We start from the raw sequence: 26,618 nt of genomic DNA, 5'->3' as shown, positions 1-26,618 counted from the left end.
GCCATCGGTTCGAACCCGCGTTTGAGCGCCGGAGCGAGACTCGCTCGAGCGATGGGGTCGGCTCTCCGACGTGGGTGTCGCTCACGTTTAACATCGGCCGGATGCGTACGTTCGGGTATGGACACGCTGGCCGACGAGTCGGTCGTCGTGATCGGCGGCGGCATCGGAGGGCTCTCGACGGCCTGTTACCTCGCTAATACGGGTGCAGACGTTCGTGTCATCGAGAAAAACGAGCAAGTGGGCGGGCGAGCGAGCCGCCTCGAGAAGGACGGCTTCCGGTTCGACATGGGGCCCTCGTGGTACCTGATGCCCGACGTCTTCGAGCGGTTCTTCGGCGATTTCGGCCGGACGCCGGACGATTACTACGAGCTGACCCACCTCGACCCCCACTACCGTATTTACTTCAAAGACAACGCGGAACGACGTTCTGCGAACGATACGAGGGGGTACCGAAGCGGTGACCCCGCCTCGACCGAGACGACGAAGCTGTCTCGTGGCTTGGGAACACACGGCGATCGAGTGGACGTCACGCCCGACCTCGAGCGAACGAAAGCCGTCTTCGAGGAGTACGAACCGGGCGCGGGCGAGGCACTGGAACGCTACCTCGAGAAATCGAGGGAGAACTACGAGGTGGGAATGAAACACTTCGTCTACGAGGACCGCGAGCGCTTGCGCGACTATCTCGATCTCGACGTCGCGCGACAGGCGCGGGGTCTCTCGCTGTTAGGCTCGATGCAGGGCCACGTGGAGGACTACTTCGACCATCCGAAACTCCAGCAGATCATGCAGTACACGCTGGTGTTTCTGGGCGGCTCGCCGACGAACACGCCGGCGCTGTACAACCTCATGAGCCACGTCGATTTCAATCTCGGCGTCTGGTACCCCGAGGGCGGGATCGGCGCGGTCATCGACAGTATCGCCGCTCTCGGCCGGGAACTGGGCGTCGAGTATGACACCGAGCGGCCGGCGACGGAGATCAAGGGCCGCGCGGGCGGGTTCGAAGTCGAGACCGCCGGCGGCCTGGTACAGGCGGATCTGGTCGTGAGCAACGCCGACTACGCCCACACCGAACGGGACCTCCTCACACCCGAGCGCCGGGGCTACGACGCGGATTACTGGGACGAGCGGACCTACGCGCCCTCCGCGTTCCTGCTCTATCTCGGCGTCGAGGGCGACGTGGACGACCTCGCCCACCACACGCTCGTCTTGCCGACCGACTGGAACGACCACTTCGCGAAGATCTTCGACGAGCCGCAGTGGCCGGACGACCCCGCCTACTACGTCTGCACCCCCTCCGAGACCGACGACGCCGTTGCGCCCGACGGCCACAGCGCCCTGTTCGTTCTCGTCCCGATCGCGCCCGGCCTCAAGGACACGCCCGGGATCCGCGACCGGTACCGCGATCTCGTTCTCGCAGACCTCGCCGCAAACGCGGGGACCGACGTCCGCGACCGGATCGTCCTCGAGGAGCGCTTCTGCGTCGAGGACTTCGCGAACCGGTACAACAGCTCCGAGGGGACGGCACTGGGGCTCGCCCACACCCTCCGCCAGACCTCGCTGTTCCGCCCTCCGCACCGCTCGAAGACGGTCGACGGGCTCTACTTCGTAGGCGGCGATACCACGCCGGGGATCGGCATGCCGATGTGTCTCATCAGCGGCCGGCTGACGGCCGAAAAAGTCCTCGAGGATCACGGATGAGCGAGCCGAACGACCGCACGCCAGGCTCGAGGTGGCGATGACAGGGCGCTCGAGTTCGACGGCCGGGGCCGAGTCCGCGGTCGGCGAGGAGCTGTCGTACCTGCTGGCGCTCTCGCGGCCGCGGTTCTGGCCGTATCTGGCGGGTCCTGTCCTCGTCGGCGTCGCCTACGCCGCGGCGTCGGTCGACGAACTCGTGACACCGGCGACAGTCGCGCTGTTCGCGTACTTCCTCGTGCCGGCAAACGTCTTTCTCTACGGGATCAACGACGTCTACGACCGTGAGATCGACGCGGAGAACCCGAAAAAGGACGACCGGGAGGCGCGCTATCGCGGCCAGCGGTACGTTCCCGCGGCCGTCGGCCTCTGCGCTGCCCTCCCGTTGCTGTTCGTCCCGCTGCTTTCGACCGCGGCGTGGCCCTGGCTCGTCGCCTTCCTCGTTCTCGGGGCGGCCTACAGCGCCCCACCGGTCAGGTTCAAGACGACGCCCGTCCTCGATTCGGTCTCGAACGGGCTCTACGTGACCCCGGGGATCGCCGCCTACGCCGCCGTCGCCGGCGTCCAGCCCCCGCTTCTTGCGATCGCCGGCGGCTGGCTGTGGGCGATGGGGATGCACACCTTCTCGGCGGTCCCCGATATCGAACCCGACCGCGAGGCGGGGGTCCGGACCACTGCGACGGTACTCGGCGAGGGCCGTACCTACGCCTACTGCGGCGCGTGCTGGCTCGCGAGTGCGGCCGCCTTCGGCGCGCTCGACTACCGACTGGGCGCACTGTTACTCGTCTACCCCGCGCTCGTCGCCGCGATCGCAGTCGCCGACGTCGCCGTCGACCGCGCCTACTGGTGGTTTCCCGCGATCAACACCGCCGTCGGCGCGCTCCTGACGATAGGCGGGCTCTGGAGGCTCGTCCATGGGTAACGACGAGCCGCCGAGTCCGTCCGTGAGCCACCGCTCGAGCAGCGGTGCCGACGCCGTCGCCGAGCGTACGCGAGCCGCGGTCCAGCGCCGGCTCGAGGCCCTCGTCCGCAAGAACCGCGTTACGATCGCGGTGGTCTTCCCGGTCGTCGGCGCGATATCGTTACTTGCGAGCGCGGAGGGACTGCTCCCGCCGCCGCTCGCGTACGACCCGCTATTGCTCCTGTTCGGAACGGTGGTGATGCGCTCGCCGCTGGTCGTCGCGCTCCTGCCGGCAATCGACCGGCGAGCGCTCGCCACGCTGGCCGTTCTGACGGCGTACACCTACGCGATCGAGTTCGTCGGCGTGCGGACGGGGTGGCCCTACGGCCCGTTCGAGTACGGCATCGAACTGGGGCCGATGCTGGGCGGCGAGGTGCCGCTAGCGCTGCCGCTGTTTTTCGTGCCGCTGGTGTTGAACGCCTACCTGCTCTCGCTGTTGGTGCTCGGCGACCGCGCTGAGCGCGCCTTGCCCCGGCTCCTCGGGGCGATCACCGCCGTCCTCGCGGTCGATCTGATCCTCGATCCGGGGGCCGTCGTGATCGGCTTCTGGTCGTACGCCCCGCCGGGCGGCTACTACGGCGTCCCGCTCTCGAACTATCGGGGATGGCTCCTCTCGGGGACTATCGCCGTCGTTCTCGTCGAGTTCGCGTTCGATCGCGCGGCCGTCCGCGAGCGCGTCCGGACCTGCGAGTTCGCATTGGACGACCTAGTGAGCTTCGTCCTGCTCTGGGGGACGATCAACGTCCTCTACGGGCAGTGGCTGGCGGCCGGGGTGGCCGGGCTGTTCTGTCTCGCCCTCCTCCGGACCGACCGGTACGATCTCGCGATGATCGAAACGGCGCTGTCGAGGAACCGCCGCGAGCGGTAGCCGATCCGGTCGCAGACGGTCGGGTCGGACGGTCAGACAGTTAGACGAGCAGGCTCGAGATGACGTCACCAAACAGGAGCAACAGCACGACGGCGGCCATCGTCACGGCGAGCCAGACGCCGAGCCCGATCGCGGTCGTTCGCGCCATGTCACGTTCCTCGTCGATAACGTCGGAACTCGTTTCTGCGGACATACGCGACGGTACGACCGCCGGGACGACGAACGGAGGGCCACCATATCGAGGGGCTTGATATGCGCCGGACGGCTATCGGATCGGAACGCCGTCGCCGTGCTCGGGGCCGCGCCGGCCTAGTTCGGCCGTCGGCACCGCCGACACTCGCTGGAACACGGACTCGGGGTCGCGGTTCCAGTGCCAGTGCCAGCGCGTCTTCACGAGACACCGCAGCTTCCGAGTCGTCGACAGCGCCGGCTCGCTCGAGAGCACGTCGTACCTCTGGGCCCGGATGACGGAGTGGTGTTCCGCGTAGAGGACCGCCGCCAGCAACACCGGGAGCTGGCAGTCCGCGGGGAGATACCGAATGCCGGCGACGCCCTCACGGTAGAGGTCCTCGGTCCGCTGGAGTTCGCTCGCGATCACTGCCCCGAACGACTCGGTGTACTCGAGGCGCTCGATCTGCTCGGGATCGACGCCGTGGTCTTGCAGCGTCTCCTGTGGAATGTAGATTCGGTCGCGCTCGACGACATCTTCCCGCACGTCGCGCAGGAAGTTCGTCATCTGGAACGCCTCGCCGAGTTTGACGGCGTGGGGGATCGCGGCTGCCTCGGCGTCGGGTTCCATGATCGCCGTCATCATCACACCGACCGACGCGGCCGAACCGCGCATGTACGACTTGAGGTCGGCGTCGGTCTCGTACCGGTCGGTCTCGATATCGGACGCCATCGCGTCGACGAACGCGTCGACTTCCTCGTCGGCGATCCCGTAGCGCTCCCGGAGCTCCCGAAAGGCCTCGAGAACGGGACCGTTGGCCGGCCGCTCGCCGAGAGCCTGCGCCCGAAGGGCCTCGAGTCGAGCTCGCTGCTCCTCGGGAGAGGTGCCGTCGGCGTCGTCGACGACCTCGTCCGCGATCCGGAAGAACGCGTAGAGGACGTGCGTGGCATGGCGCACCCGTTCGGGGAGAAATCGCGTCGCGAGGTAGAACGTCTTCCCGGTCCGCTTCTGTATCGCCTTGCTTGCGTCGATGTGATCCCGTTTCATTGCTGGTTCGTTGACCCCGCCTACGTCCGACTGGCTACCGGTTATCGGATGTCTCTCCTACGACAGGTGCCTATAAAGTATCACCCCCATACTATGTTCACGCGGCCCGATTCGAACGGGCTCAATCGAACAGTTCGTCGAGCAGTTTCCGCTGGGCGGTCCGCAAGTGTTGGTGGAACGTCGACCGGGAGATGTCCATCGACGCGGGCGAGCACGTGCTCGAGCGCCCGTCGCTCCTTGCGGACCCGCTCTGCGTTTTCCGCCGCGGCGAGTTCAGCCAGTTTCCGCTCGGTGATCTCGAGGTAGACAACGAAGACGAACCGTTTGCCGGCGTCAGAAACCGGTTGGCCCGCATCGTGGACCACTGTTTCTGCGCGGGCGTGTAACAGGGATACGCCATGGCGAACGATTCCCGGTCGCCGGCGAGGACGGCCGCGATCCTATCAGTCGCCCGTTGGGCGTGCTCGTCGTCGTCGGTCGCGGTGACTGCGAGGTAATTGACCCTGACGTGATCGGCGACGTCATTGGGGCCGAACTCGCGCTAGGACCGGTTCGTCAGCGGGATTTCCCCGTCGGCGTCGATGACAGCCACGGTGATCGGAAGCATCTCGAGGGCCGTTGTGGCGAGGTCGTGGCTGGCGTTCATCGGCGGTACTTTGGGGTCTCGACCCCATAACGAGCGCGGCTGGTTGGCGGTCTCGCGATCGTCGAAAGCGGTCGGAACGGCAGTCGTGACGGGGTTCTGGTACTCTATTTGATAAGTTCGATAACGCTTATATTCTCGTTTATGGACGACTTTCACGGAGATCAGGCGTGCCGGGTTACTAATCCGTTCGACGATGAGTCGAGTGCCGAATTCGAGCGGGCCAGCGGACCCTCGTCCTGCTCCGAGACGGATACTCGACGACGGTGACCGAACCGATGAGGCGATCTCCGATCGGACTCAGCGCGAACGGACGAGCGGTCCGGCGACGGCTCCGCCGTGTCGGATCGAGTCGACCGGTTCGCGTCGTCCACGCTCAACCCCTGTCAATCGCGGTCGCGGCCGATCGCCGCACGACGGTCGGCCGCGTGACCCGTTGGTCGACGTGACACTTCCGCCCGATCGAACAAACGACTATGGTGTCACATAGCATACCTCGAGACATGGCGAGTAACACAACCATGCACGGACGGTCGCAGTGTCGCAATTGTGGCTTCGAAGCGCCCGGCGGGGACGACGAATGGCGACGGATCGTCGTGCCGAAGCTCGGTCGGATGACGCAGTGTCCGAACTGTGAGAGTACGGACGTAATCACGAGCCGCTGACTGGAAGCCGGGTACGAGACCGCCGAACGGACGCCACCGGCGCGGGGCGAGGTCCGGACACGCAGACAGACTCTTGAGTGTCTCGCCCCTACTCGCGTCCATGAGCAACGAGGCAGATCGCGCGTCGGCCGACGACGAGTGGCGCGACAAACTGAGCGACGAAGAGTACCAAATCCTGCGTGAGGCCGGCACCGAGCCGCCGTTCAGCGGCGAATACGTCGATCACAAGGACGACGGGACCTACGCCTGTGCCGGTTGCGGAGCCACACTGTTCGACTCCGAGACGAAGTTCGAATCCGGCTGTGGCTGGCCGAGTTTCTACGACACCGACGACGACCGAATCGAAACCCGAACCGACACCAGCCACGGCATGCGCCGCACCGAGGTGCTGTGTGCCAACTGCGGCGGCCACCTCGGCCACGTCTTCGACGACGGCCCCGAGCCGACCGGCAAGCGCTACTGCATCAACTCCGTCGCCCTCGAGTTCGACGAGGAGTGAGTCGCGGTGAGCGCCCGTGGTCTCCGGCCGCGGACGGAGCGCGAGTTCGACGGTCGGGGAATCGAGTAGCGAGTGCAGGCGTCAGTCTTTTCGAAACATCGCCCCCACCTCAGTCCATGTCCAACGAGCGACCGACCGCCGAGGAACTCCGACAGGGGATGACCGTCGAAATCGTCCAAGACGACGCAGACCCGCAATCCGAGGATACGGAACCGATCGTCGGCGAAGTCGGCACGATCTACGGCGACGAGGTCGAGGGGCCACACGTCGAACTGAAAAGCGGTGTCGTTGGCCACGTCAGATCGGTCGTGACCGACGACTAACCCTCGAGAGCGAGAGGGGGCCAGTTCCGCTCTTCAACTGCAGCCAGATATTATAACCAATCTTGTGTGAAATAGGCCGATTTCGTTCCATTCCCAAGTAGCTATTGGGACAGTTCCGATACATTCATGGCCGGCGACTGAAAACCATTGCGTATGGTTCCAGAAGCGACGTCGGCCGGGTGGCAAGCGGAAGCGCCGAGCGAAGTGATGGCGGCGACCGACGAGATCGACGGCCAGCCGCACCTCGTCATCGCCGACATCGCTCGAGACGACGCCTGGCTCGCCGTCGCCGAGTCGGCGGCCGTGACGCTGGACGAGCGCCGGTAAGTCGCGCCGAACGAACCTCTTTTCGACGAACGCCGACCGCGCAGCGTCAGGTCCCACCGCCTCGGACCGCTGCGTAGATCGTCTCGGCCCGCGCCGGGCCGATTCCCTCGATCGCCGTCAGTTCCTCGATATCCGCCTTGAGCAGCGCTTCGACGGTCGGATACCGTTCGTACAGCGTCGCGGCGAGTTCGGGGCCGATCCCCTCGATACAGCCGTACATCCGCTTGGTCGTGGGCTCGCGTTGGCTCGGTACCGAGCCGACCGGGAGCCGGCGGCTCGTCGGATCCTCCGCGTGTTTCCGACCCAGCCGGATTGCGAAATCGACCAGCTGCCGGCGGTCCGTACAGGGGATGACCGGCACCCCGTGACGGGCGGTGATCGAGGCCATCGAGCCTCGGATCGACGCCGGCGGGACGCCCGTCCGTAGCGACTCGAGGCCGGCGAAGTCGTCCTCGAGCAGGACGTACGAGTGGTCGTAGGCGTCCGCCATGCGCTCGACCTGATCGGCGAGGTCGGAGCCCGACCGGCCGACGGCGCTCGAGACGTAGTCTCTGAGGGTCTTGCGTTCGAACCCGATCGAATCGATCGCGACATCTCCGGTCGCCAGCCGCTCGACGGCGACCGCGGTCACGTCGGGGTGGTCTCGAACGGCCTCGACGAAGCCGGCCGGCTCCCGGTCGTCCACGGTAACGGCGACGCGCATGGTCGGACAGAGGGGCTCGAGCGATGAACGGGTGTCGGTCGAGGCGGGTCGGCACCGAGCGGCGGCCGTCGCGGACGACCCGAACGATGCTTTCTATCGGCAGTGGCCCGTAGGGGAACCGAATGCCTTCTACACGAACGCTCGACGACGCTCGGCTCCTCGTCGTCGCGCCCTCCGACCGCGACGCCGGGGCGCTGGCGAGCGCGCTCGAGGACGGTGCGCGCGACGCGACCGCGGTGTCGACCGCGGACGCGGCGCTCGAAGCCCTGGCGTCTCGCTCGTTCGACTGTCTGCTGACCGCGCAGTCGCTCCCGGACGCGGAGACGACCGGACTCGACCTCCTCGAGTCGGTCCGCGAGCGCGACCCAGCCCTCCCGGTCGTCCTCGCACCGGCTGACGGCGACGAATCGCTGGCCAGCGCGGCGATCGCCGCCGGCGTCTCGGAGTACGTTCCCCGCGACGGGACCGCCGACGGCTCGATCGAGGACTGTCGGGCGGCGATCGAACGCGCGCTCCCGACGGGGCGGACGCGACGGGACCGCCGGGCGCGCGCCCGCCAGTTCGATGCGATCTTCGAGGACCCCGAGACGTACTCGTGGGTCCTCGAGCCCGACGGGGCCGTTCGACGGGCCAACGAGCCCGCGCTCGCGGCGATCGACGCGACCGCGGGCGACGTTCGGGGCCGGCCCTTCCACGACCTCCCCTGGTGGCGGCACACGGCCGACGGTTCCACGGCGATCCGCGAGGCGATCGACCGCGCGGCGGCCGGCGAGGTCGCACACCGGGAACTGACGCAGGTGCGTGCCGACGGCGGGAGCGCGACTGACCGGAGCGGAGACGGGACCGACGACCCCGATAGCGATCGCACCCTCGAGTTGACCGTCCGGCCGGTCCGCGACGAAGACGGCGCGGTCACCTCGTTGCTCGCGCGGGCGACGGACGTCACCGAACGCGCCCGCCTCGAGCGGGAGTTACGCGAGTCCGAGGAGCTCCACCGGGTGACGCTCAACAACATGACCGACACCGTCCTCATCGCCGACGACGACGGCGAGTTCACCTACGTCTGTCCGAACGTTCACTTCATCTTCGGCTATACGGACGACGAGATCCGCGAGATGGGGACGATCGACGAACTGCTCGGCCCCGACCTCTTCGACCGCGACGAACTCGAGGCGGCCGGCGTGTTGACGAACATCGAGTGCACCGCAACCGACCGAGCGGGCCGCGAACACACGCTGCTGGTCAACGTCCGCGAGGTCTCGATTCAGGGCGGGACGACCCTCTACAGCTGTCGCGACATCACGAAGCGAACGCGCCGCGAGGAGGCGCTGACGGCGCTTCACCGAACCGCCCGCGAACTCCTGTACGCCGAGACCGACCGCGAGATCGCAACCGCCGTCGTCGAAGATGCGACGGACGTACTGGATCTGGCGGCCAGCGCGGCCTACCTGTTCGACACGGACGAGAACGTGTTACGGCCGGCGGCGTCCTTGCCGGCGATGGAGCGGTTACACGGCCCCGTCCGCGACCACCGCGCGACGGACGACAGCATTCCCGGCCGGGTCTTCGTCGACGGCGAGAGTCGGTTCTTCGCCGACGTCCACGACTCGCCGTCGCTGTCGAATCCCGGGACCGACCTGCGGAGCGCGGCGTACGTTCCCCTCGGAGACTACGGTGTCTTCGTCGCCGGCTCCAGGGAGCCTGACGCGTTCGACGAGGTCTCGCGCGAACTGACCGACCTGCTGGCCGCGACCGCCGAAGCGGCGCTGGATCGCGTCGAACGAGAGCGGACGCTGCGCGACCGCGACCGCGAACTCGAGCGCCGGAACCGACAGCTCACCCGCCTCAACGGGATCAACGAGATCATCCGAGAGCTCGATCAGGCGCTGGTCGGAGCCGAGACCCGCGAGGAGATCGAGCGCGCCGTCTGCGAGCGGCTCACGACCGCCGACCGCTTCTCGTTTGCGTGGATCGGCCAGCCCGACGCGAGCGGCGAGCGCCTCGAGTCGCGCGCTCACGGCGGGGCGAGCGAGGGCCGGGAGTATCTCGACAGCGTGTCGCTCTCGCTCGCGGAAGCGCGCGAACCCGCCGTCAGGACCGCGGCCGACGGCGAGGAGACCGTCGTACCGAACGTCGCCGACGGACTGCGCGACGAGCCGTGGCGATCGGCGGCGCTCGCCCGCGAGTACCAGTCCGCCGTGAGCGTCCCGCTGTCCTACGACGAGTTCGCCTACGGCGTGCTGACGGTCTACGCGGACCGGCCGGACGCGTTCGACGATATGATCTGTGCCGTCCTCGCGGAACTCGGCGAGACGATCGCCTCCGCGATCGCCGCGGTCGAGCGCAAGCGCGCGCTGCTGTCGGACGCGAGCACGCGCCTCGAGTTCGAGGTGACCGACGACGCGTTCGTCTTCGCGCGACTCGCCCGACGGGCCGACTGCCGGCTCTCGTTCGACGGCGGTATCCGCCAACGCGAGGACGGTGCGTCGGTGATCGCGACCGTCGAGGGGGCACCCCCCGACGCCGTCGTGGCTGCCGCCGAGGAACTCGTCGCCGTCGCGGGCGCACAGGTCGTCGGCACCGACGAGCGCGGCGGCGACGGTGACGGCGAGGACGACGCCCTCGGCGGGACGGTCCTCGTTCACCTCTCGCGACCCGTCTTCGCCCTGCAACTCGCGGACCACGGCGTCGTGGTCCGCAGCGTCGACGCGACCCCCTCGAGCGCGCGACTCGTCGTCGACGTGCCCAAATCCGTCGACGCGCGAGAAAGCGCCGACGCCGTCTCGACGGTGTTCTCGGACGTCGAACTCCGATCGAAACGGACCGTCGAACGGACGACGCCCCGAGACCTCCGCTCGGAACTGCGCGAGCGGCTCACTGACCGCCAACTCGAGGTCGTTCGGATCGCCTACTACGGCGGCTACTTCGAATCGCCGCGCGAACAATCGGGCGAAACGGTCGCCGAGACGCTCGAGATTTCGCCGGCGGCGTTCTACCGCCACGTCCGGACCGTTCAGCGAAAGCTCTTCACCGTCGTCTTCGACGAGATCGGATTGCCGGCAAACCCGACAGAGAGGGTTGAATAGTGAACCACCGCCGATCGCCGGCGCTAGCTATCTGACGAATACCTTCATCCTAATATCCCTATTATTCCTAAGTGCGACGAACGACGCGACGCCGGTCGTCGTATCTACCATGAAAGACATTCAACTCGATCCCGAGGCCGAATCGACCTACGAGTGCTTCGACTGCGGAACCGTCGTCCGCGCGTCAGCACCGGACACCTGCCCCGAATGCGGCGCAGAGATGCGCAATCGACATACACCGATCGAGTGAGAATGGCGTCTCACCAGCGTTCTTCGTCCGCCACTGTCGAAGCGACGGCTGAGGCGACCGACCGCGAAACCGCGCTCGAGACCGCGCGCCGACAACTCGAGCGTGCCGCCGCACAGTTAGAGATCGACGACGCCGTCCTCAAGCGCCTGGAACACCCCGCTGCCGTCCACGAGGTGACGGTGCCCCTCGAGCGCGACGACGGCTCCGTCGAGGTCTTCACCGGCTACCGCGCCCAGCACGACAGCGTCCGCGGGCCGTACAAGGGCGGGCTCCGCTATCACCCCGACGTGACCCGCGACGAGTGCGTCGGGCTGTCGATGTGGATGACCTGGAAGTGCGCCGTGATGGATCTCCCCTTCGGCGGCGCGAAGGGAGGGATCGTCGTCGATCCGAAGGACCTGAGCGGCGACGAGAAGGAACGGCTCACGCGCCGGTTCGCACAGGAGATCCGCGACGTGATCGGTCCGAACGCGGACATCCCGGCCCCCGATATGGGCACCGATTCCCAGACGATGGCCTGGTTCATGGACGCCTACAGCATGCAGGAAGGCGAGACGATCCCCGGCGTCGTCACCGGAAAACCGCCCGGTATCGGCGGCTCCTACGGTCGCGAGGAAGCGCCGGGGCGGAGCGTCGCCATCGTCACCCGAGAGACCTGCGAGTACTACGGCGAGCCGCTCGCCGAAACGACCGTCGCCGTCCAGGGCTTTGGCAGCGTCGGCGCAAACGCGGCCCGCCTGCTCGAGGAGTGGGGAGCGACCGTCGTCGCCGTCAGCGACGTCAACGGCGCGGTCTACGACCCCGACGGAATCGACGTCGGCGCGATCCCGTCCCACGACGAGGAGCCGGAAGCCGTTACCCGGTTCGCCGCCGACGCCGCCGACGATGGCAGCGACGGCGTGCGCCGCATCTCGAACGAGGAGCTCCTCACACTCGACGTCGACGTGTTGATCCCGGCGGCCGTCGGCAACGTCATCACCGCGGACAACGCCGACGCCGTTCAGGCCGATATCGTCGTCGAGGGGGCGAACGGCCCGACAACGTTCGCCGCCGACGCCATCCTCACGGACCGCGGGATTCACGTGATCCCGGATATCCTCGCGAACGCGGGCGGCGTCACCGTCTCCTACTTCGAGTGGCTGCAAGACATCAACCGCCGCGCGTGGAGCCTCGAGCGTGTCAACGAGGAACTCGAGGCCGAGATGGTGACGGCCTGGACCGCCCTGAAAGACGAGGTCGAGCGACGGGACATCTCCTGGCGCGACGCGGCCTACGTGGTCGCGCTCGAGCGCATCGCCGACGCACAGGAAATGCGCGGGCTCTGGCCCTGATCGAGTACGGATCTCTCGCGGTCGTGCTCACGCCCTTCCCTTCTGTCCTCTTCTCCGGCGCTCACGAGCCTCGATCGAGGTACTCGATCGCCTCCGTGTCGGTCACCTGACCGAAGGTCCGGTAGTACTGGCCCACGGCGCGAAAGTCCGCGGGCGTCTGGAGGGCGATCACCGCGTCGGCCTCCCGCTCGAGGGCGTCGACGGCCCGCGGAGAGCCGACGGGGACGGCCAGCGCGATCCAGTCCGCGCCGGTTTCACGGACCTGCCGGAGACAGGCGGTCGCGGTCGCGCCGGTCGCGACGCCGTCGTCGACGACGAGCGCTCGTTTCCCCCGAAGATCCGGTACTCCGTCCGTCTCCCGGTAGCGATCGGCCTTCTCGCGGGCGTTGTCGGCCTCCTCGGCCCGGACCTCCTTTATATACTTCTCCGAGGCCCCCACTCGATCGATCAGGTCGTCGTTGTACCAGACGCTGCCGTCGCTGGCGACCGCGCCCAGCGCGACTTCCGGGTTCCCTGGAGCCCCCATCTTGCGCGCGACCACGACGTCGAGATCGGCGTCGAGCGCGTCCGCGACTGGCCGGGCGACCGGCAGCGCACCCCGCGGAATGCCGAGGACGACATCGGCCTGGACGCCGCGGCGCTCGAGGTCTGCTGCGAGTCGTTTGCCGGCGTCGGTTCGATCGTCGAACATGGTTCCGCGAGGGGCTACGACGGCAGCGTACTATGCGTTTGCGTCGCATACGCCGGGCGCGGGGATCGAACCGGAACACGCCGGCCGAACGCCTACGCGAAACCGATCGAGAGCAATCGTATGGGACGGCTTCAGCAGACGCTCTCCAATGTCAGCGACGAGACCGGACACGACAACGGCCGCGTCGGGATCGTCGGCGGGAGCGTCGCATACCCCAACCAGCCCGCGATCGTCGGGCGAGCGGCGTTACGGACCGGCTCCGATCACGTGCGGGCGTTCGTTCCCGAACCGATCTACGAGATCGTCGCAAGTCACTCGCCGAACCTGCTCGTCGATCGCTACGACGGGCGGACGTTCTCGGACGGCGCGGTCGACCGCGCACTTGAGGTAGGTGAGTGGGCCGACGCCGTCGCGATCGGTCCCGGGCTCGTCGACGCCGACCCCGACGCGGTGTGCGAGACGGTCGATCGCATCGACGCGCCGATCGTCGTCGACGCGCTGGCGATCGAGCCCGCACTCGAGAGCGACCTCTCGAACGCGATTCTGACGCCAAGCGGAGCCGAAGACGAGCCGGTCCGCGAGGCGTACGGGTCGCTCAAGGCTCTCTCCGAGGAGACGGGAGCGGTCGTCGCCCGGACCGGCGACGTCGACGAGATCGTCACCGGCGGCGAGCGGATCGAAAACGAGACGGGAACGTCCGCGCTGACCGTCGCCGGAACCGGGGACACGTTGGCCGGCATCGTCGCCTCGCTGCTCGGTCAGGGGATGGACCGGCGCGACGCCGCCGAACTCGGCACGTGGATCCTCGGCAAGAGCGGCGAACTCGCGACGGCCGCGTACGGGCCGGGCGTCGTCGCGACGGACGTCATCGAGCGGATCCCGGATACGATCCGCTGACCGGCACCCGCCGACGGATCGGCTCCGTGCTACCGGTCCGGCCGTTCGTGGACGACGATCACCGTCATCGGCGCGCGACGGACCACCGATTCCGAGACGCTTCCGTACAGAACTCGATCGACGCCGTGTCGACCGTGGCTCCCGATGGCGATCTGGTCGACGTCGCTTCCGACGGCGTACTCGATGATCTCTCGTGCCGGCTTCCCCGACTCGAGGACCGTCTCGATCTCGCGGCCCTCGTCGGCGGCCGTCGCCACGGCCTCGTCGAGTAGTTCCATGCCGCGTTCCCGCGCGTTCTCGTACCCCGGTAACTCCGTCTCCGAATCCGCGAACGACGCCCAGTACCCCTCCGGCAACTGAATGACGTGCAGTGCCGTGATCGCCGACGCCGGGAACTCCTCGAGTGCGTACGCGAGCGCTGCCTCGGACTGTGGCGAGCCGTCGACGGCGACGAGCGTCTTCCGTGCCATGTTTATTACTACCACGATCCCGGGCTTAACGCCTATCTCACGATCTCGTGTCAGTCCGTCTCGAGTGGTCGTCGCAGACCCCCTCGGCCGGTGAGCGGTCTCGGCCGTCGCGACGACTACACGGCACGTCTCGGTTCTCGATCGGCCGTCCGGCCGTTCATCGCGCAGGGAGATACCGGACACGGTCTGATGGGGCGGGTGCGCCCGATTGCGGTCCGAAAACAGGCCTTCAGTCGGTAGTCACGTCCCGCGTCATCGGCTCGTCGAGGGCGGCCACCGCTCGCACGTCGGTCGTCGGGCCGAGAGAGGGCGGAGGTCACAGGAAAATCAGCGGAGGTCACAATACATTTCTACCCCATTCCCGTCTCTCCGATATGTTCTACGAACAGCGGATGACCGTCCCCGACTCGCCCGCCGATTTGCGGGCCGAGTACGAGGACGACCTCGCAGCGATCGTCGACGACCGCGGTCCCGACGCCGTCGCGGCCGACACCGACCTCGAGCGGGCACCGCTCGAGGCGCTCACCGCGGGCGACTCGCCCGACCTCACGCTCGAGGAGGCCGCCGAGATCCAGGCGCTCGCGGAGAGGACGCCCGATCCGGAGACGATCGTCACGATGGCGCTCGAACACCTGCTGCTGGGGATGTCGACGGCGGTGATGGACGTCGATGCGGTCGAGGGACGACTCGCGATCGAGCTGGACGCCAAGGAGGTCCAACAGAAACTCGAGGGGCGAGCGCCGATGTCGTTCGCGGAGTTCGTCCACGTCCAGTACGTGATTGCAGACGGCGCGCCGTAGCCGCGATCGATCCCGGCGAGCTCTCGACGTGCTGATTGGTACCTCGACACAGGGATTTATCGCCCTCGAGGGTGTCCGACCCGCTATGTCGAATTCGGCGCGCGGCGAGAACCGGCGGCGAGAGACCGACGAAATTCTGGGGCGGAAACCCGGCACTGAGGCCGTCACCGATCTGGCGGATCGGTACCGGGTCGTCGGTGCCGTCGACCGGGAAACGTACGCGAACTGGCTCACGCCGATCGAGGAGCACTACGTCTGTCACCGCAACGAAACCCTCGATCCCGCGGCCGAGGAGTGGACCGTCTCGCTCGGCGGCGCGGTCGACCGCGAGGCCGACCTGGGGATGGACGAGCTTCGTGAGGCGTACCCGACGGTCGCGGTCGCACACACGATGGAGTGTGCCGGTAACGGACGGGGCTACTTCGACCCCGAGACGGGCAGCGTCCAGTGGGAGTACGGAGCCGCAAGCACCGCGATCTGGACCGGCGCGCCGCTGACCTCGATCCTGGCCGACCACGGCGCGACGACCGACGAGGGGACGTGGCTCACCGCGGTCGGCGGCGACCACCCCGAAGTCGAGGGCGAAACCGACCTGTTCGCTCGCTCGATCCCGATGGAAAAGGTCCTCGAGGACTGCATCCTCGCCTACGAGATAAACGGGGAACCGCTCCCGCCCGAACACGGCCACCCCGTCAGACTCCTCGTCCCCGGCTGGTACGGCGTCAACAGCGTCAAGTGGCTCGCGGAACTCCACGTCGCGGAGACGATGGTCCACGGCTCGGAGTGGGAAAACCGCGATGGCAAGGACTACACGCAGTGGCAGCAGTCCTCCTATCGGATCCACCCCGAGGGCGTCGAGCCCGAATCGCACGCGACGGTATCGACGTTCGACACCTGGGAGCAACTCGAGTCCGAAGAGATCGACCACCCCTACACCTTCGACGAGAACGTTAAATCGACGATCGGCCGACCCGCAGACGGCGCGACCGTCTCCCTGCAGGCAGACGACACGCTCGAGGTCGTCGGCGTCGCCTGGGCGGGCGACGACGCGGTGACGGATATCGAGCTCTCGACCGACGGCGGCGAGAGCTGGGACGACGGGGCATTCTTCGGGCCGAATTACGACTGCGCCTGGCGGCTGTTCCGCTACGAGTGGGAGCCCTCGCCCGGCAGCTACACCCTCGTCTCGCGGGCGACCGACGAGCGCGGCCGTCGCCAGCCCATGCGGATTTCCGACCCAAGCGGGGACGCTGACGACGAGTATCCGTGGAACGAGGGCGGCTACGCCGAGAACGCCGTTTTGCCCCACGCGGTCGACGTCACCGTCGAGTAACGGCGGGCCGCTCGTCCACGCGGGTATCCGAGACGATCCGACGCGGGAATCGACGGAAGACGAGCGCGATTCGCACTCGAGCGGTGAAATTATGCCCGGCCGGCCACGAGACGAGGTATGAAGGTCGCGATTCTGGGCTGTGGGTACGTTGGCCTCGAGCTGGGCCGACAGCTCGCGGCACGAGGCCACGAGCCGATCGGCGTTCGCCGCTCCGCGGCGGGCCTCGAGCGGATCGAGGAGGCCGGCTTCGAGGCGGTACAGGCCGATATCACCGACCGTGCGGCGCTCGCGGCGGTCCCCGATGTCGACGCAATCGTCTTCGCCGCGAGCAGCGGCGGCCGGGGAGCCGAGGCCGCCCGCGAGGTGTACGTCGACGGGTTGCGGACGGCGATCGAGGCCTTTGGCAAGCGCGAGGAGTCGCCAGAGCGGCTGGTCTACACCTCCTCGACGGGCGTCCACGGGAACCACGACGGCGACTGGGTCGACGAGGAGACGCCGCTCGAGCCCACCACCGAGAAGACCGACGTGCTCGCCGAGGCCGAGCGGATCGCACTGGAGCACCCGCCGGAGTACGGCTACGAAGGGACGGTCGCACGGTACGCCGGCCTCTACGGCCCTGACCGGTACCGGCTCGAGCGCTACCTCGAGGGGCCGGTCACCGAAGGGTATCTGAACATGGTCCACCGGGACGACGCCGCGGGCGCGGTCCGCTATCTGCTCGCGGAAGATCACGCACGCGGCGAGGTCGTGCAGGTGGTTGACGACGAGCCAGCCTCGAAGTGGGCGTTTGCAGACTGGCTGGCCGACGAGTGCGGCGTCGAGCGACCACCGAAGCGGACGAAAGCGGACCGGCTCGCCGACGACGACATTTCGGCGGCCGCCCGCCGGCGGATTCTGACGAGCAAGCGCTGTTCGAACGAAAAGCTGCGGGGGGTCGGATACGAGTTCGCCGCTCCCACGTTCCGAACGGGATACCGCGCCGCGATCGAGCGCTACCGCGACGAGTCGACCGACTGACGAAATCGACTAGTATGGGGAAAGTTCTTGATGGTTCGATTTAATTTCCTGATATGACCTCTCCGAGCGCCTCGCGGGAGGCCACAGTCGCCGGGGCGATCCCGCTCGCGGCCGAGTCGGTCGGCGACTCGGTCCGCTCCCTCGAGCCGCTTGTTCTCTCCTTGCTCGTGCTCGTCGTCGTCGGCCTCGTCCTCGGCGGCTGGTGGGCGGTCCGCTGGTTCCGCCGGCCGCCCGGCATCCGGCTCCAGCGCGTACTGGCCACTCACGACGACGTGACCGTGTTGATGCATCCGAATCCCGATCCCGACGCCATGTCGTGTGCGATGGGGGTCGCAGCGATCGCGGACTCGGTCGGCACCGAGGCGACCCTGCAGTACTCTGGCGAGATCCGCCACCAGGAGAACCGCGCGTTCCGGACCGTCCTCGATCTCGACCTCGAGTCCGTCGAGGCGAGCTCACAGCTTGCGTCCGATGCAGTGGTGCTGGTCGATCACAACACGCCGAGGGGCTTTACCGGCGCACAGACCGTCGAACCGATAGCGGTCGTCGACCACCATCCCGGCAACGGAGCGGGCACGGAGTTTACCGACGTGCGGACGGACTACGGCGCGGCATCGACGATCATCGTCGAATATCTCGACGATATCGGCGCGGCGATGGCCGACGAGGACGACTCGAGCGAATTCGAGGTCTCCTCGGAGCTGGCGACCGGACTGCTCTACGGCGTCCAGTCCGATACGAACCACCTGACTAACGGGTGCTCACGGGCCGAGTTCGACGCCTGCGCCGTGCTCTTTCCGGGGATCGACGAGGACCTACTCGACCGGATCGCCAACCCGCAGGTCAGCGACGACGTCCTGCAGGTCAAGGCGACGGCGATCACCCAAAAGCGCGTCGAGGGCCCTTTCGCCGTCTGCGACGTCGGCGAGGTCAGCAACGTCGACGCGATCCCGCAGGCCGCGGACGAACTCATGCACCTGGAGGGCGTGACGGCGGTCGTGGTCTACGGCGAATACGACGGGACGCTTCACCTCTCCGGCCGCTCGCGCGACGATCGCGTCCACATGGGCGAGACGCTTCGCCACGCGATCAGCGACATCCCGATGGCCAGCGCGGGCGGCCACGCGCGGATGGGCGGCGGTCAGCTCTCGGTCGACCACATGAACGGGATCGGCCCCTCCGACGGGATCAGCCGCGAGGAGTTCGAGGAACGGCTCTTTTCTGCGATGGCCGGCGAACGCTAACCGTCGGCGAGCAGCGACCGTAGCGCCGCCGGAGCGCCGGTCTCGCCGGTCGCGACGAACTGCGTGGCACAGGCGTTGCCGAGCGCGAGCGCCGTCTCGAGGGGCCACTCGCGGGCCAGCGCGCAGGCCAGCCCCGCCGAGAACCGGTCGCCGGCACCAGTCGTTCGTTCGATCGCGTCGACCTCGAGCAGTTCGACGGTGACGGTGTCGTCGCGCGTCGCCCCGACGGCCGCGTCCGCGCCGTGAGAGACGACGCCGGCGATCCCGAGCGCCGAGCGCAGGGCCGCGGTCCGCTCTCGAGTTCGGTCCCGATCAGCGCTCGAGTCGCCACCGTTTGCTGCCGGTTCGCCGTTCGTTGCCGCCACAGCGGCCGCAAGTTCCCGCGGGTTCACGCTCAGGACGATCTCGAGCGGCGCGTCGACCTCCGCAGCGCGCGAAAGCGCGTCGAACAACCCGCCGAGCGCCGCCGGAGCGACGGCGTCGATCGGCCCCGGATCGACCGCGACGACAAGCCGATCGTCCGGCGGGGCCGCCGCCAGTCGGTCGAAGACGGCCGTGAGGCCGCGCACGGAGACCCAGTTCGCACAGCAGAGCGCGTCCGCGCCGACGATTCGCTCCCAGTCGACGACCGCCAGCAGTTCCTCGAGCCGCCAGTCGTCGGTCGGTCCCGGTTCGGAGAGGAGGAGGTCGTCCTCGGCGAGCGAGACGACGCGGATCGCGGCCGGACTCCCCATCGACCGCGTTTCGAACGAGAACTCGGCCAACACCGGATGGTCGAGGTGGCCGACGAGCAGCGTCTCGTCGCCGAGCGCGTCGGCCTGTACGGCCGCGTTGACCGCCTGTCCGCCGGGTTCGATGCCGATCGGCTCGAGTGCGAACGCGCGGGCACCCGCCTCGAGTTGGCGCGCGAAATCGTGGGCCGTCCGGACGCGGCGGCCGCCGGCTCCCGTGAGGGCGTACCGGTGGTCGACGCTGCCGTCGGGAAGCGACACGATCCGCCGGGAACCGTCCGTCTCGAGGTCGCCGAGGCGGTCGCGGAGATCACCGTAGCTCACACGCACGTCTGCGACGGTGATCGACAAAAGAGGGCGGGCGATCGGCAGTCATCGCTGTCGCGAGCGATCCGCCGGGCGTCTCGGAACACGCCGACGGAGCCGCGAGACGCGCAGCCGATCGGAGCGGGGCGTCGAGCCCCCCATCACGGTATCAGTCCGAACGAGGGAGCCGCGCCTACCGGATCTCCTTCCACCGCGCGTCGCAGTCCGGACAGATTCGGACTGTCTTGATCTCGTCGGGATCGTTTTCGGTCTTCAGCGGCTTCTCGCAGTCGCCACAGACGAGCCGATCGTAGGTGTCCTTGTCGAGTTCACCCTCCCGAAGTGCCTTTCGGACTGATTTCATGTACATCCTGTAGGAAGGAGGGGGTGAAAAAGACCGGTGCTTTCTCGAGTCGACGCCCGCGATCGACGTGCGATCGGGACCGGTTTCGACGCCCTGTTACCGAATCGAAGCCCGGTCAGCCGACCGCCCCATCTGGCCGGAGTCGTGGCCGTTTTACCGATACGCTCGAACACCCCATCGATGGAGTACGTCCAGGAGCGGATCGCGACGCTCCACGCGTTCGGCGACGGCGGCCCGGCCGGCAGCGACCTCGCCCGCGACGCCGCCGCCGCGGTCGCCGAGACGGCTGTCATCGTCCCGATGACCGCCCGAGAGTACGAGAGCCCCGCCGCCGAGCGCGTTCTCCGCGAACTCGAGGCCCTCGAGCCCGCGCCGGCCGCCGTCTTCGTTCCTGTCCGCGCCGCGCCCGACGAAATTAGGCCGTTCCGCGAGTGGCTCGAATCGTTTGCGCTGCCGATCCGCGTCCTCTGGTGTACCGCGCCGAACGTCGACGCGTTGCTCGCCGACGCGGGCTTAGACGGCGGCTTCGGAAAGGGGCGGGACGTCTGGCTCGCGCTCGGCCCGGCGGCCGACGCTGCCGACACCGTCGTCGTCCACGACGCCGACGCGCGGAGCTACGAGGCCGGTCACGTTCGCCGGCTGCTCGCGCCCCTGACGATGGACTACGAGTTTTCGAAGGGCTACTACGCCCGTGTCGAGCGCGGGACCCTCTACGGGCGGCTCTTCCGGCTGTTCTACGAACCGCTGCTCAGGGCGCTGGCTGACGCCCACGACGCGCCGATCGTCGACTACCTCGGCGCGTTCCGCTACGCGCTGGCCGGCGAGTTCGCCGCGAGCGCCGGCCTCGCGCGCCGGCTGCGGACCCCCCGCGCGTGGGGGCTCGAGGTCGGCACCCTCGGCGACGCCTACGCGGTCGCCGGCTTCGGCGGGACCGCGCAGGTCGATCTGGGTCGCCACGAGCACGACCACCGCGCGGTCGCCGGCGACGCCGGCCTTGAGGGGATGAGTCGCGAGGTCGCGGCCGCGCTCTTGCGTGTCATAGAGGAAGGCGGGGTCGCCCCCGACTACGAGACGCTGCCCGAGCGCTATCGGGCCGCCGGCGAGACTCTGATCGACGGCTACCGGGCCGACGCGGCGTTCAACGGTCTCGAGTACGATTCCGCGAGCGAACGGGATCAGCTCGCGCGCTACGCCGAGTCGATCGCGCCACCGGAAGCCGACACGCGGCTCCCCCGGTGGACCGAGGCCCCGTTCGCGCCGGCCGACGTGCTGGACGCGGCCCGACCATGGCGGGAGCGCCGGCTCGGATCGCGCTCGCAAGACTAATCCCATCACCGGCCGTTGGACGGCGTATGGACGCGACCGCCGACGAACTCGCCGGCGTGGTCGACCTCTTTGGCGGGTTGACCCGCGCGGAACTCGAGCGGGCGCTCACCGAGGCGGCCTACCGCGCCGACGGCCAGGCCGTCGACGAGGCCGCGCTCGAGGGGGCGATCGAGGCGGCCCTCGGGTCGTTCGCTCTCGTCCGGTACGTTCCAAAACGCGGGAACGACGCGGCCGCCGACGGCGCGCGAACGGCCGGCGACGCGGAACCGCTGTTGGTCGCCGGCCCGACGGCCTTCCCCGCAGTGCCGGACCACGCCGAAGACGTGCCCCACATCCTCGATATCGAGCGGCGACGGCTCGACCGCGAGGCGCTGGGCGAAGCGACTCGCGAGCGCTTCGTCGCGGCCGCCGACGAGGCCGTCTCGGCCGGCGACGCAGGACGGATCCGGACACTCCTCGACGTCAGCTACGACCTCGAGGCGTGGGCGTCGATCGATTGCACCGACGAACGGACGCGACTGGAGGACGCACTGGAGGAATGACAAGGAGACTGTCCCTCGACCCGGTCGCGAACTACAGACCGACCGAGATCGGCGATCAGGAGTACGACGCGGCCGTCCTCGCGCCGATCGTCGACCGCGACGATGAGGACCACCTGCTCTTTACCCGCCGGGCCGACCACCTCGGCGAACACCCCGGCCAGATGAGCTTCCCCGGCGGCGGGGCCGAGCCGGTCGACGAGACGATCCTCGACACCGCGCTCCGGGAGGCAAACGAGGAGATCGGCCTCGAGCCCAGCGAGGCCGAGGTCGTCGGCCAACTCGACGACATTCGGACGGTCACGGAGTACGCCGTCTCGCCGTTCGTCGGCCACGTCCCCGACCGGGAGTACGTCCGCGATGAGAGCGAAGTCGCCGAGATCGTCGTCCTCCCGCTGTCGGGCCTGCTCGATCCCGATAACTACGAGTACGAGCGCCGGAGTCATCCCTACTACGGCGAGATCGTCATCCACTACTTCCACGTCGACGGTTACACCGTCTGGGGCGCGACCGGCCGGATTCTGGTCCAGTTGCTCGAGCTCGCGACCGACTTCGAAGCGCCCGAGACGGTGGACCGATCGGAATTCTGAAAGTGGGGGCCGTCGTCCGCTGCGACCGAATCAACCCACGGGGAGGTATCGATGACCGCTATAGATCCTCTACCGAGCGCAGTTTCTGTTCGACGTCGGGCGGCGCGGCGCTGGGGCCGTCGCGCACACGGTGGTCCGGCACCAGTAGCGGAGCCGGGTTCTCGTCGAGCGCGGTCCGGACGAGGACGATATCGTCGTCGTCCTCGTGGTCGAGGTCGGGGGTCATCCGCGCGAGCGTCTCGACGGTGACCTGGTCGCCGTAGGGAACCTCGCGGACTCGCTCCAAGACGGCCCGCTGGTCGGTCGGCATGGTCATCGCGACTTGCACGTCGTCGAAGTCGACGGGCTCGAGGCCGTCCAAGTACTCAAATATTCGATCGAGGACGGGGTGGTCGTCCTCGGCGTCGTCGTCGGGGATTTCGGGGAAGGAAACGCTCAGGACTCGCCCGCTGGCTGCTCCGAGCTGGACGTACCGGTCGAGGTACGGTGACTCCCGCGCGTAGATCCCAGCGTCCGTAACGTCCTCCATGCGAGGCCGTAAGCGGTCCGGGCTTGAATAGCCGCCGGTCTGAAGACCGATGCTCGGACGCTCTTCCTCGTCGCTCCTGTGTGCCGCCATGGCGCAAGCCTTATGTACATATGCGTACGTCGATGTACAATAATGAACTCCGATACGGAACTCGCTCCCGCGGTCCGGTCGATCCTCGAGGCCGCGAGGGAGCGGCCGGGCGGGGACGGCGTCGTCGATGTCGACGCGCGGTCACTGCCCGACGCACTGGCGGCGGCGGAAACCGACGGGCGGGTGCCGGTGATCGCCGAGGTAAAGCCGACGAGTCCGACGGCCGACGGGACGCGCGCCGACGATCCCGTCGAACTGGCCGAAGCGATGGTCGACGGCGGCGCGGCGGCGATCTCGGTGCTTACGGAGCCGACCCACTTCGACGGCTCGCCCGAGGCGCTGACCCGGATTCGCGAGGCCGTCGACGTCCCCGTGTTGCGCAAGGACTTCGTCCTCGACGAAGCGGGGATGGACGTGGTTGACGCCGACCTTCTGTTGTTGATCGCGCGGTTCGTCGACGATCTCGAGGCACTCGTCACGGCGGCCCGCGAACGCGGCTTTCAGCCGCTGGTCGAGGTCCACGACCACGAAGAACTCGAGACCGCGCTCGAAGCCGGTGCCGAGATCATCGGGGTCAACAACCGGGACCTGGCACGACTCGAGGTCGACCTCGAAACCTTCGAGTCGGTGGCTCCCCACGTGCCGGACGACGTGACGCTGATCGCCGAGAGCGGGATCTCGTCGCCGGCCGACGTGCGGCGGATGCGCGAGGCGGACGCCGACGCGTTGCTGGTCGGCAGCGCCATCATGGACCACGGCGCGGGCGACAGCGACGTGACCGAGAACGCGCGTCGGCTCGTGCAAGCGGAATCGACCGACGCGACGGAGACGGAGCAGACATGAGCGACCACGACGGAGACACCCAGACATGAGCACGGAACGCGAACGCGACGACCACGACTCCGGGCGCACGGGCACGTTCGGCGACTACGGCGGCCAGTACGTCCCGGAGGCCCTGATGCCGGCTCTACAGGAACTCGAGGACGCCTACGAGCGATACGTCCTCGCAAACGAGGACGGCTTTATGGACGAGTTCCGCGAGCGGCTGCACGATTTCGGCGGCCGGCCGACGCCGCTTCAGCGCGCAGACCGGCTGAGCGAGCGCTACGACCGCGAGATCTACCTCAAACGCGAGGACCTCGTCCACGGCGGCGCACACAAGCTGAACAACGCACTCGGGCAGGTGCTGCTCGCAAAGTACATGGGCAAAGAGCGGGTCATCGCGGAAACCGGCGCGGGACAACACGGCACCGCGACCGCGATGGCCGCGGCCCACCTCGACATGCCCTGTGAGATCTACATGGGTCGGACGGACGTCAACCGCCAGCGGCCCAACGTCTACCGGATGCGGATGAACGGGGCCGAGGTAAACCCGGTTGAGGCCGGCAGCGGCACCCTGAAAGAGGCGATCAACGAAACGTTTCGCGACTGGGCGACCACCGTCGAGCGGACCCACTACGTGATCGGCTCGGTCGTCGGTCCCCACCCGTTCCCGAAGATGGTTCGGGACTTCCAGTCGGTCATCGGCGACGAGATCCGCGAGCAGGTTCGGGAGAAAGCCGACCGATTGCCCGATAGCGTCGTCGCCTGCGCGGGCGGCGGCTCGAACACGATGGGAACCTTCCACGCGTTCGTCGAGGACGAGGAGAGCGCGGAGCCACGCTCCGCGGATGACTCGAGCGGGCACAGCCCGCGAGAGCACGTGGATCTCTACGCGGTCGAAGCGGGCGGCTCGAGCCTCGAGATCGACGAGCAGGCCGGGGTCGCGCCGAACTCGGCGACGCTCTCGACGGGCACCGACGGCGTCCTCCACGGTGCGATGACGAAGCTCCTCCAGAGCGGCGACGGCCAGATCATGGAGTCCCACAGCGTCAGCGCGGGGCTCGACTACGCCGGCGTCGGCCCGGAGCTCTCGCATCTCGTCGAGACCGGCCGCGTGACGCCTGCGAGCGTCGACGACGAGGACGCGCTCGACGGCTTCCACCGGCTCTCCCGGCTCGAGGGGATCATTCCCGCGCTCGAGTCGAGTCACGCCTTAGGGTACCTAGAAGAGTCCCACGAGGAACTCGGCGACCTCGTCGTCGTCAACGTCTCCGGACGCGGTGACAAAGACCTCGAAACGGTGCTTGAGGAGACCGAGAAGCGCGATCTCGAGGCCGCACCCGAGGTAGAGGTGTTCGACCAGTGAGCGACGACGACCGACCGGCCAGCGGCGAAGCCGACGGATACGACAGTGACGTCGAAGCCGCCGTCCGCGAGAACCACCCCGCGCTGATCACCTACATCACGGCCGGCGACCCCTCTCTCGAGGACACGAAGGCCTACGTCGAGGCCCTCGACCGCGGCGGCTCGGACCTGATCGAACTCGGCCTCCCCTTCTCGGAACCGGTCGCCGAGGGATCGACGATTCAGGCTGCGATTACGCGCGCGCTCGAGGCCGGGACGACCCCCAAGGGCTTCTTCGAGATGGTCGACGACCTCGAGACCGAGGCACCGCTGCTGGTGATGACGTACTACAACATGATCCTGCAGTATGGATCGGAACCGGACGTGCGGCCGTTCGTCGAGCGCGCCGCCGAGGCCGGGCTCTCGGGGATCATCGTCCCCGACCTCCCCGCCGAGGAGGCCGACCCGCTGCGGGAGGCCTGCGACGACCACGGACTCGATCTCGTCTTCATCATCGCGCCGACGACCGAGGGCGAGCGCCTCGAGGCCATCATGTCGCAGGTCTCGGGCTTTGCCTACGTCCAGGCCCGCCTCGGAACGACGGGGGCGCGCGCGAACGTCTCGACGGCGACCCACGACAGCCTCGCGCGCCTCTCGGAGTACGACGTGCCCAAGGCCGTCGGCTTCGGCGTCAGCGAGGGCGATCATGCCGCCGAAATCGTCGAGGCGGGCGCGGACGGCGTCATCGTCGGCAGCGCGCTCGTGGATATCATCGCAGAGCACAGCTCAGCGGACTCCGGGACGGAGTCCCAGCACAGTGCCTCGAGCGACGAGCCGAGCGACGCGGTCGACGTGCTCGAGGCCAAAGCCCGCGAACTCAAACGCGGCGCGCGCCGCGGGGCCGCAGATGGGGGCGACGCCGACGCGGAAGACGCACCGGAACCAGAACAGCCATAACCGC

At 68.0% G+C, this 26,618-nt stretch carries 31 protein-coding genes; 22 read left to right on the top strand and 9 right to left on the bottom strand.

The window, feature by feature from the left end:
* Positions 1 to 51 precede the first annotated feature (51 nt).
* From ACJ70B_RS12635 to cruF, 3 genes are read left to right on the top strand one after another with little or no spacing between them, the layout of a single operon-like run.
* Entirely contained in the window at positions 52 to 1,698 is a 1,647-nt protein-coding gene (locus ACJ70B_RS12635; protein WP_408957348.1) for a phytoene desaturase family protein, read from the top strand.
* Between the two features lie 37 nt (positions 1,699 to 1,735).
* A complete protein-coding gene (locus tag ACJ70B_RS12630) occupies positions 1,736 to 2,614 on the top strand; it encodes a prenyltransferase (protein ID WP_408957347.1) in 879 nt (292 codons plus the stop codon).
* The gene (cruF, locus tag ACJ70B_RS12625) at positions 2,607 to 3,521 is read left to right on the top strand and encodes a bisanhydrobacterioruberin hydratase (protein ID WP_408957346.1); all 915 of its coding nucleotides are present in this window, start codon (positions 2,607 to 2,609) and stop codon (positions 3,519 to 3,521) included. Before ACJ70B_RS12630 ends, cruF begins: the two co-directional genes overlap by 8 nt.
* 40 nt (positions 3,522 to 3,561) lie before the next feature.
* Here cruF and ACJ70B_RS12620 read toward each other — a convergent pair whose 3' ends face one another.
* The 3 genes from ACJ70B_RS12620 to ACJ70B_RS12610 all read right to left on the bottom strand — a co-directional run bounded on the left by ACJ70B_RS12620 (position 3,562) and on the right by ACJ70B_RS12610 (position 4,936).
* Positions 3,562 to 3,714 (bottom strand): hypothetical protein, encoded by a 153-nt coding sequence (locus ACJ70B_RS12620; RefSeq protein ID WP_408957345.1) that lies wholly within the window; start codon positions 3,712 to 3,714, stop codon positions 3,562 to 3,564.
* 72 nt (positions 3,715 to 3,786) lie between these two features.
* Positions 3,787 to 4,737, bottom strand: coding sequence for a phytoene/squalene synthase family protein (locus ACJ70B_RS12615; RefSeq protein WP_408957344.1), 951 nt, complete (start codon positions 4,735 to 4,737; stop codon positions 3,787 to 3,789).
* A 121-nt stretch (positions 4,738 to 4,858) separates the two neighbouring features.
* The gene (locus tag ACJ70B_RS12610; protein WP_408960109.1) at positions 4,859 to 4,936 is read right to left on the bottom strand and encodes a helix-turn-helix domain-containing protein; all 78 of its coding nucleotides are present in this window, start codon (positions 4,934 to 4,936) and stop codon (positions 4,859 to 4,861) included.
* On the opposite strand from ACJ70B_RS12610, the gene ACJ70B_RS12605 reads away from it, so the two are divergent.
* The 5 genes from ACJ70B_RS12605 to ACJ70B_RS12585 all read left to right on the top strand — a co-directional run bounded on the left by ACJ70B_RS12605 (position 4,929) and on the right by ACJ70B_RS12585 (position 7,194).
* Positions 4,929 to 5,123: a hypothetical protein gene (locus ACJ70B_RS12605; RefSeq protein WP_408960141.1), complete on the top strand. Its 195-nt coding sequence runs from the start codon at positions 4,929 to 4,931 to the stop codon at positions 5,121 to 5,123. The genes ACJ70B_RS12610 and ACJ70B_RS12605 overlap by 8 nt on opposite strands.
* 760 nt (positions 5,124 to 5,883) lie before the next feature.
* Positions 5,884 to 6,045 carry a hypothetical protein gene (locus tag ACJ70B_RS12600; protein WP_408957343.1) on the top strand — a complete coding sequence of 54 codons (162 nt, stop codon included), beginning with the start codon at positions 5,884 to 5,886 and terminating at the stop codon, positions 6,043 to 6,045.
* Positions 6,046 to 6,145: 100 nt separating this feature from the next.
* The gene (msrB, locus tag ACJ70B_RS12595; RefSeq protein WP_408957342.1) at positions 6,146 to 6,544 is read left to right on the top strand and encodes a peptide-methionine (R)-S-oxide reductase MsrB; all 399 of its coding nucleotides are present in this window, start codon (positions 6,146 to 6,148) and stop codon (positions 6,542 to 6,544) included.
* 116 nt (positions 6,545 to 6,660) lie between these two features.
* Positions 6,661 to 6,867: a DUF2196 domain-containing protein gene (locus ACJ70B_RS12590; RefSeq protein WP_408957341.1), complete on the top strand. Its 207-nt coding sequence runs from the start codon at positions 6,661 to 6,663 to the stop codon at positions 6,865 to 6,867.
* Positions 6,868 to 7,020: 153 nt separating this feature from the next.
* Positions 7,021 to 7,194, top strand: coding sequence for a hypothetical protein (locus ACJ70B_RS12585; protein WP_408957340.1), 174 nt, complete (start codon positions 7,021 to 7,023; stop codon positions 7,192 to 7,194).
* 46 nt (positions 7,195 to 7,240) lie between these two features.
* Here ACJ70B_RS12585 and ACJ70B_RS12580 read toward each other — a convergent pair whose 3' ends face one another.
* Entirely contained in the window at positions 7,241 to 7,897 is a 657-nt protein-coding gene (locus ACJ70B_RS12580) for an ERCC4 domain-containing protein (protein ID WP_408957339.1), read from the bottom strand.
* A 122-nt stretch (positions 7,898 to 8,019) separates the two neighbouring features.
* Between ACJ70B_RS12580 and ACJ70B_RS12575 the strand changes: the two genes are divergently transcribed.
* The 3 genes from ACJ70B_RS12575 to gdhB all read left to right on the top strand — a co-directional run bounded on the left by ACJ70B_RS12575 (position 8,020) and on the right by gdhB (position 12,564).
* Positions 8,020 to 10,983, top strand: coding sequence for a bacterio-opsin activator domain-containing protein (locus ACJ70B_RS12575; RefSeq protein ID WP_408957338.1), 2,964 nt, complete (start codon positions 8,020 to 8,022; stop codon positions 10,981 to 10,983).
* Positions 10,984 to 11,092: 109 nt separating this feature from the next.
* Positions 11,093 to 11,233 carry a rubrerythrin-like domain-containing protein gene (locus tag ACJ70B_RS12570; protein ID WP_408957337.1) on the top strand — a complete coding sequence of 47 codons (141 nt, stop codon included), beginning with the start codon at positions 11,093 to 11,095 and terminating at the stop codon, positions 11,231 to 11,233.
* A gap of 2 nt (positions 11,234 to 11,235) precedes the next feature.
* Positions 11,236 to 12,564: a glutamate dehydrogenase GdhB gene (gene gdhB, locus ACJ70B_RS12565; RefSeq protein WP_408957336.1), complete on the top strand. Its 1,329-nt coding sequence runs from the start codon at positions 11,236 to 11,238 to the stop codon at positions 12,562 to 12,564.
* 61 nt (positions 12,565 to 12,625) lie between these two features.
* Here the strand turns inward: gdhB and ACJ70B_RS12560 are convergent, their stop codons facing one another.
* Positions 12,626 to 13,255, bottom strand: a complete 630-nt coding sequence (locus ACJ70B_RS12560) for a phosphoribosyltransferase (RefSeq protein WP_408957335.1) — start codon at positions 13,253 to 13,255, stop codon at positions 12,626 to 12,628.
* Between the two features lie 120 nt (positions 13,256 to 13,375).
* Between ACJ70B_RS12560 and ACJ70B_RS12555 the strand changes: the two genes are divergently transcribed.
* A complete protein-coding gene (locus tag ACJ70B_RS12555) occupies positions 13,376 to 14,152 on the top strand; it encodes an NAD(P)H-hydrate dehydratase (protein WP_408957334.1) in 777 nt (258 codons plus the stop codon).
* A gap of 29 nt (positions 14,153 to 14,181) precedes the next feature.
* Here ACJ70B_RS12555 and ACJ70B_RS12550 read toward each other — a convergent pair whose 3' ends face one another.
* Positions 14,182 to 14,622 (bottom strand): universal stress protein, encoded by a 441-nt coding sequence (locus ACJ70B_RS12550; protein WP_408957333.1) that lies wholly within the window; start codon positions 14,620 to 14,622, stop codon positions 14,182 to 14,184.
* Positions 14,623 to 14,996: 374 nt separating this feature from the next.
* Between ACJ70B_RS12550 and ACJ70B_RS12545 the strand changes: the two genes are divergently transcribed.
* From ACJ70B_RS12545 to ACJ70B_RS12530, 4 genes are all read left to right on the top strand, one after another.
* Positions 14,997 to 15,422: a DUF5791 family protein gene (locus ACJ70B_RS12545; protein WP_408957332.1), complete on the top strand. Its 426-nt coding sequence runs from the start codon at positions 14,997 to 14,999 to the stop codon at positions 15,420 to 15,422.
* Positions 15,423 to 15,507: 85 nt separating this feature from the next.
* Positions 15,508 to 16,755, top strand: a complete 1,248-nt coding sequence (locus ACJ70B_RS12540) for a sulfite oxidase (protein WP_408957331.1) — start codon at positions 15,508 to 15,510, stop codon at positions 16,753 to 16,755.
* A gap of 117 nt (positions 16,756 to 16,872) precedes the next feature.
* Positions 16,873 to 17,772, top strand: a complete 900-nt coding sequence (locus ACJ70B_RS12535; RefSeq protein ID WP_408957330.1) for an SDR family oxidoreductase — start codon at positions 16,873 to 16,875, stop codon at positions 17,770 to 17,772.
* 53 nt (positions 17,773 to 17,825) lie between these two features.
* The gene (locus tag ACJ70B_RS12530) at positions 17,826 to 19,016 is read left to right on the top strand and encodes a DHH family phosphoesterase (RefSeq protein ID WP_408957329.1); all 1,191 of its coding nucleotides are present in this window, start codon (positions 17,826 to 17,828) and stop codon (positions 19,014 to 19,016) included.
* On the opposite strand, the gene ACJ70B_RS12525 is transcribed toward ACJ70B_RS12530, so the two are convergent.
* A complete protein-coding gene (locus tag ACJ70B_RS12525) occupies positions 19,013 to 20,071 on the bottom strand; it encodes a PfkB family carbohydrate kinase (protein WP_408957328.1) in 1,059 nt (352 codons plus the stop codon). The two genes, ACJ70B_RS12530 and ACJ70B_RS12525, sit on opposite strands and share 4 nt — an antisense overlap.
* Positions 20,072 to 20,246: 175 nt before the next feature.
* Positions 20,247 to 20,417, bottom strand: a complete 171-nt coding sequence (locus tag ACJ70B_RS12520) for an HVO_0758 family zinc finger protein (protein ID WP_408957327.1) — start codon at positions 20,415 to 20,417, stop codon at positions 20,247 to 20,249.
* A gap of 180 nt (positions 20,418 to 20,597) precedes the next feature.
* Here ACJ70B_RS12520 and ACJ70B_RS12515 point away from each other — a divergent pair, with 180 nt between their 5' ends.
* From ACJ70B_RS12515 to ACJ70B_RS12505, 3 genes are read left to right on the top strand one after another with little or no spacing between them, the layout of a single operon-like run.
* Complete coding sequence (locus ACJ70B_RS12515; RefSeq protein WP_408957326.1) at positions 20,598 to 21,743, top strand: glycosyl transferase family 2; 1,146 nt, start codon at positions 20,598 to 20,600, stop codon at positions 21,741 to 21,743.
* Positions 21,744 to 21,769: 26 nt separating this feature from the next.
* Positions 21,770 to 22,285: a hypothetical protein gene (locus ACJ70B_RS12510; protein ID WP_408957325.1), complete on the top strand. Its 516-nt coding sequence runs from the start codon at positions 21,770 to 21,772 to the stop codon at positions 22,283 to 22,285.
* Positions 22,282 to 22,872 carry an NUDIX hydrolase gene (locus ACJ70B_RS12505; protein ID WP_408957324.1) on the top strand — a complete coding sequence of 197 codons (591 nt, stop codon included), beginning with the start codon at positions 22,282 to 22,284 and terminating at the stop codon, positions 22,870 to 22,872. The genes ACJ70B_RS12510 and ACJ70B_RS12505 overlap by 4 nt, the downstream gene beginning before the upstream one ends.
* A gap of 58 nt (positions 22,873 to 22,930) precedes the next feature.
* Here ACJ70B_RS12505 and ACJ70B_RS12500 read toward each other — a convergent pair whose 3' ends face one another.
* Positions 22,931 to 23,401, bottom strand: coding sequence for an MGMT family protein (locus ACJ70B_RS12500; RefSeq protein WP_408957323.1), 471 nt, complete (start codon positions 23,399 to 23,401; stop codon positions 22,931 to 22,933).
* Between the two features lie 132 nt (positions 23,402 to 23,533).
* Between ACJ70B_RS12500 and trpC the strand changes: the two genes are divergently transcribed.
* Genes trpC through trpA form a run of 3 tightly spaced genes read left to right on the top strand, consistent with a single transcriptional unit; the run spans position 23,534 to position 26,614 of the window.
* The gene (gene trpC, locus ACJ70B_RS12495) at positions 23,534 to 24,334 is read left to right on the top strand and encodes an indole-3-glycerol phosphate synthase (RefSeq protein ID WP_408957322.1); all 801 of its coding nucleotides are present in this window, start codon (positions 23,534 to 23,536) and stop codon (positions 24,332 to 24,334) included.
* A 25-nt stretch (positions 24,335 to 24,359) separates the two neighbouring features.
* Positions 24,360 to 25,679, top strand: coding sequence for a tryptophan synthase subunit beta (gene trpB / locus ACJ70B_RS12490; RefSeq protein ID WP_408957321.1), 1,320 nt, complete (start codon positions 24,360 to 24,362; stop codon positions 25,677 to 25,679).
* Complete coding sequence (gene trpA, locus ACJ70B_RS12485) at positions 25,676 to 26,614, top strand: tryptophan synthase subunit alpha (RefSeq protein ID WP_408957320.1); 939 nt, start codon at positions 25,676 to 25,678, stop codon at positions 26,612 to 26,614. Before trpB ends, trpA begins: the two co-directional genes overlap by 4 nt.
* The last annotated feature ends 4 nt before the right edge of the window (positions 26,615 to 26,618 follow it).

It is taken from the genome of Natrinema sp. 74 (assembly GCF_046097095.1).
Lineage (GTDB): Archaea > Halobacteriota > Halobacteria > Halobacteriales > Natrialbaceae > Natrinema.
This window is presented reverse-complemented; position numbering and strand designations above follow the sequence as displayed.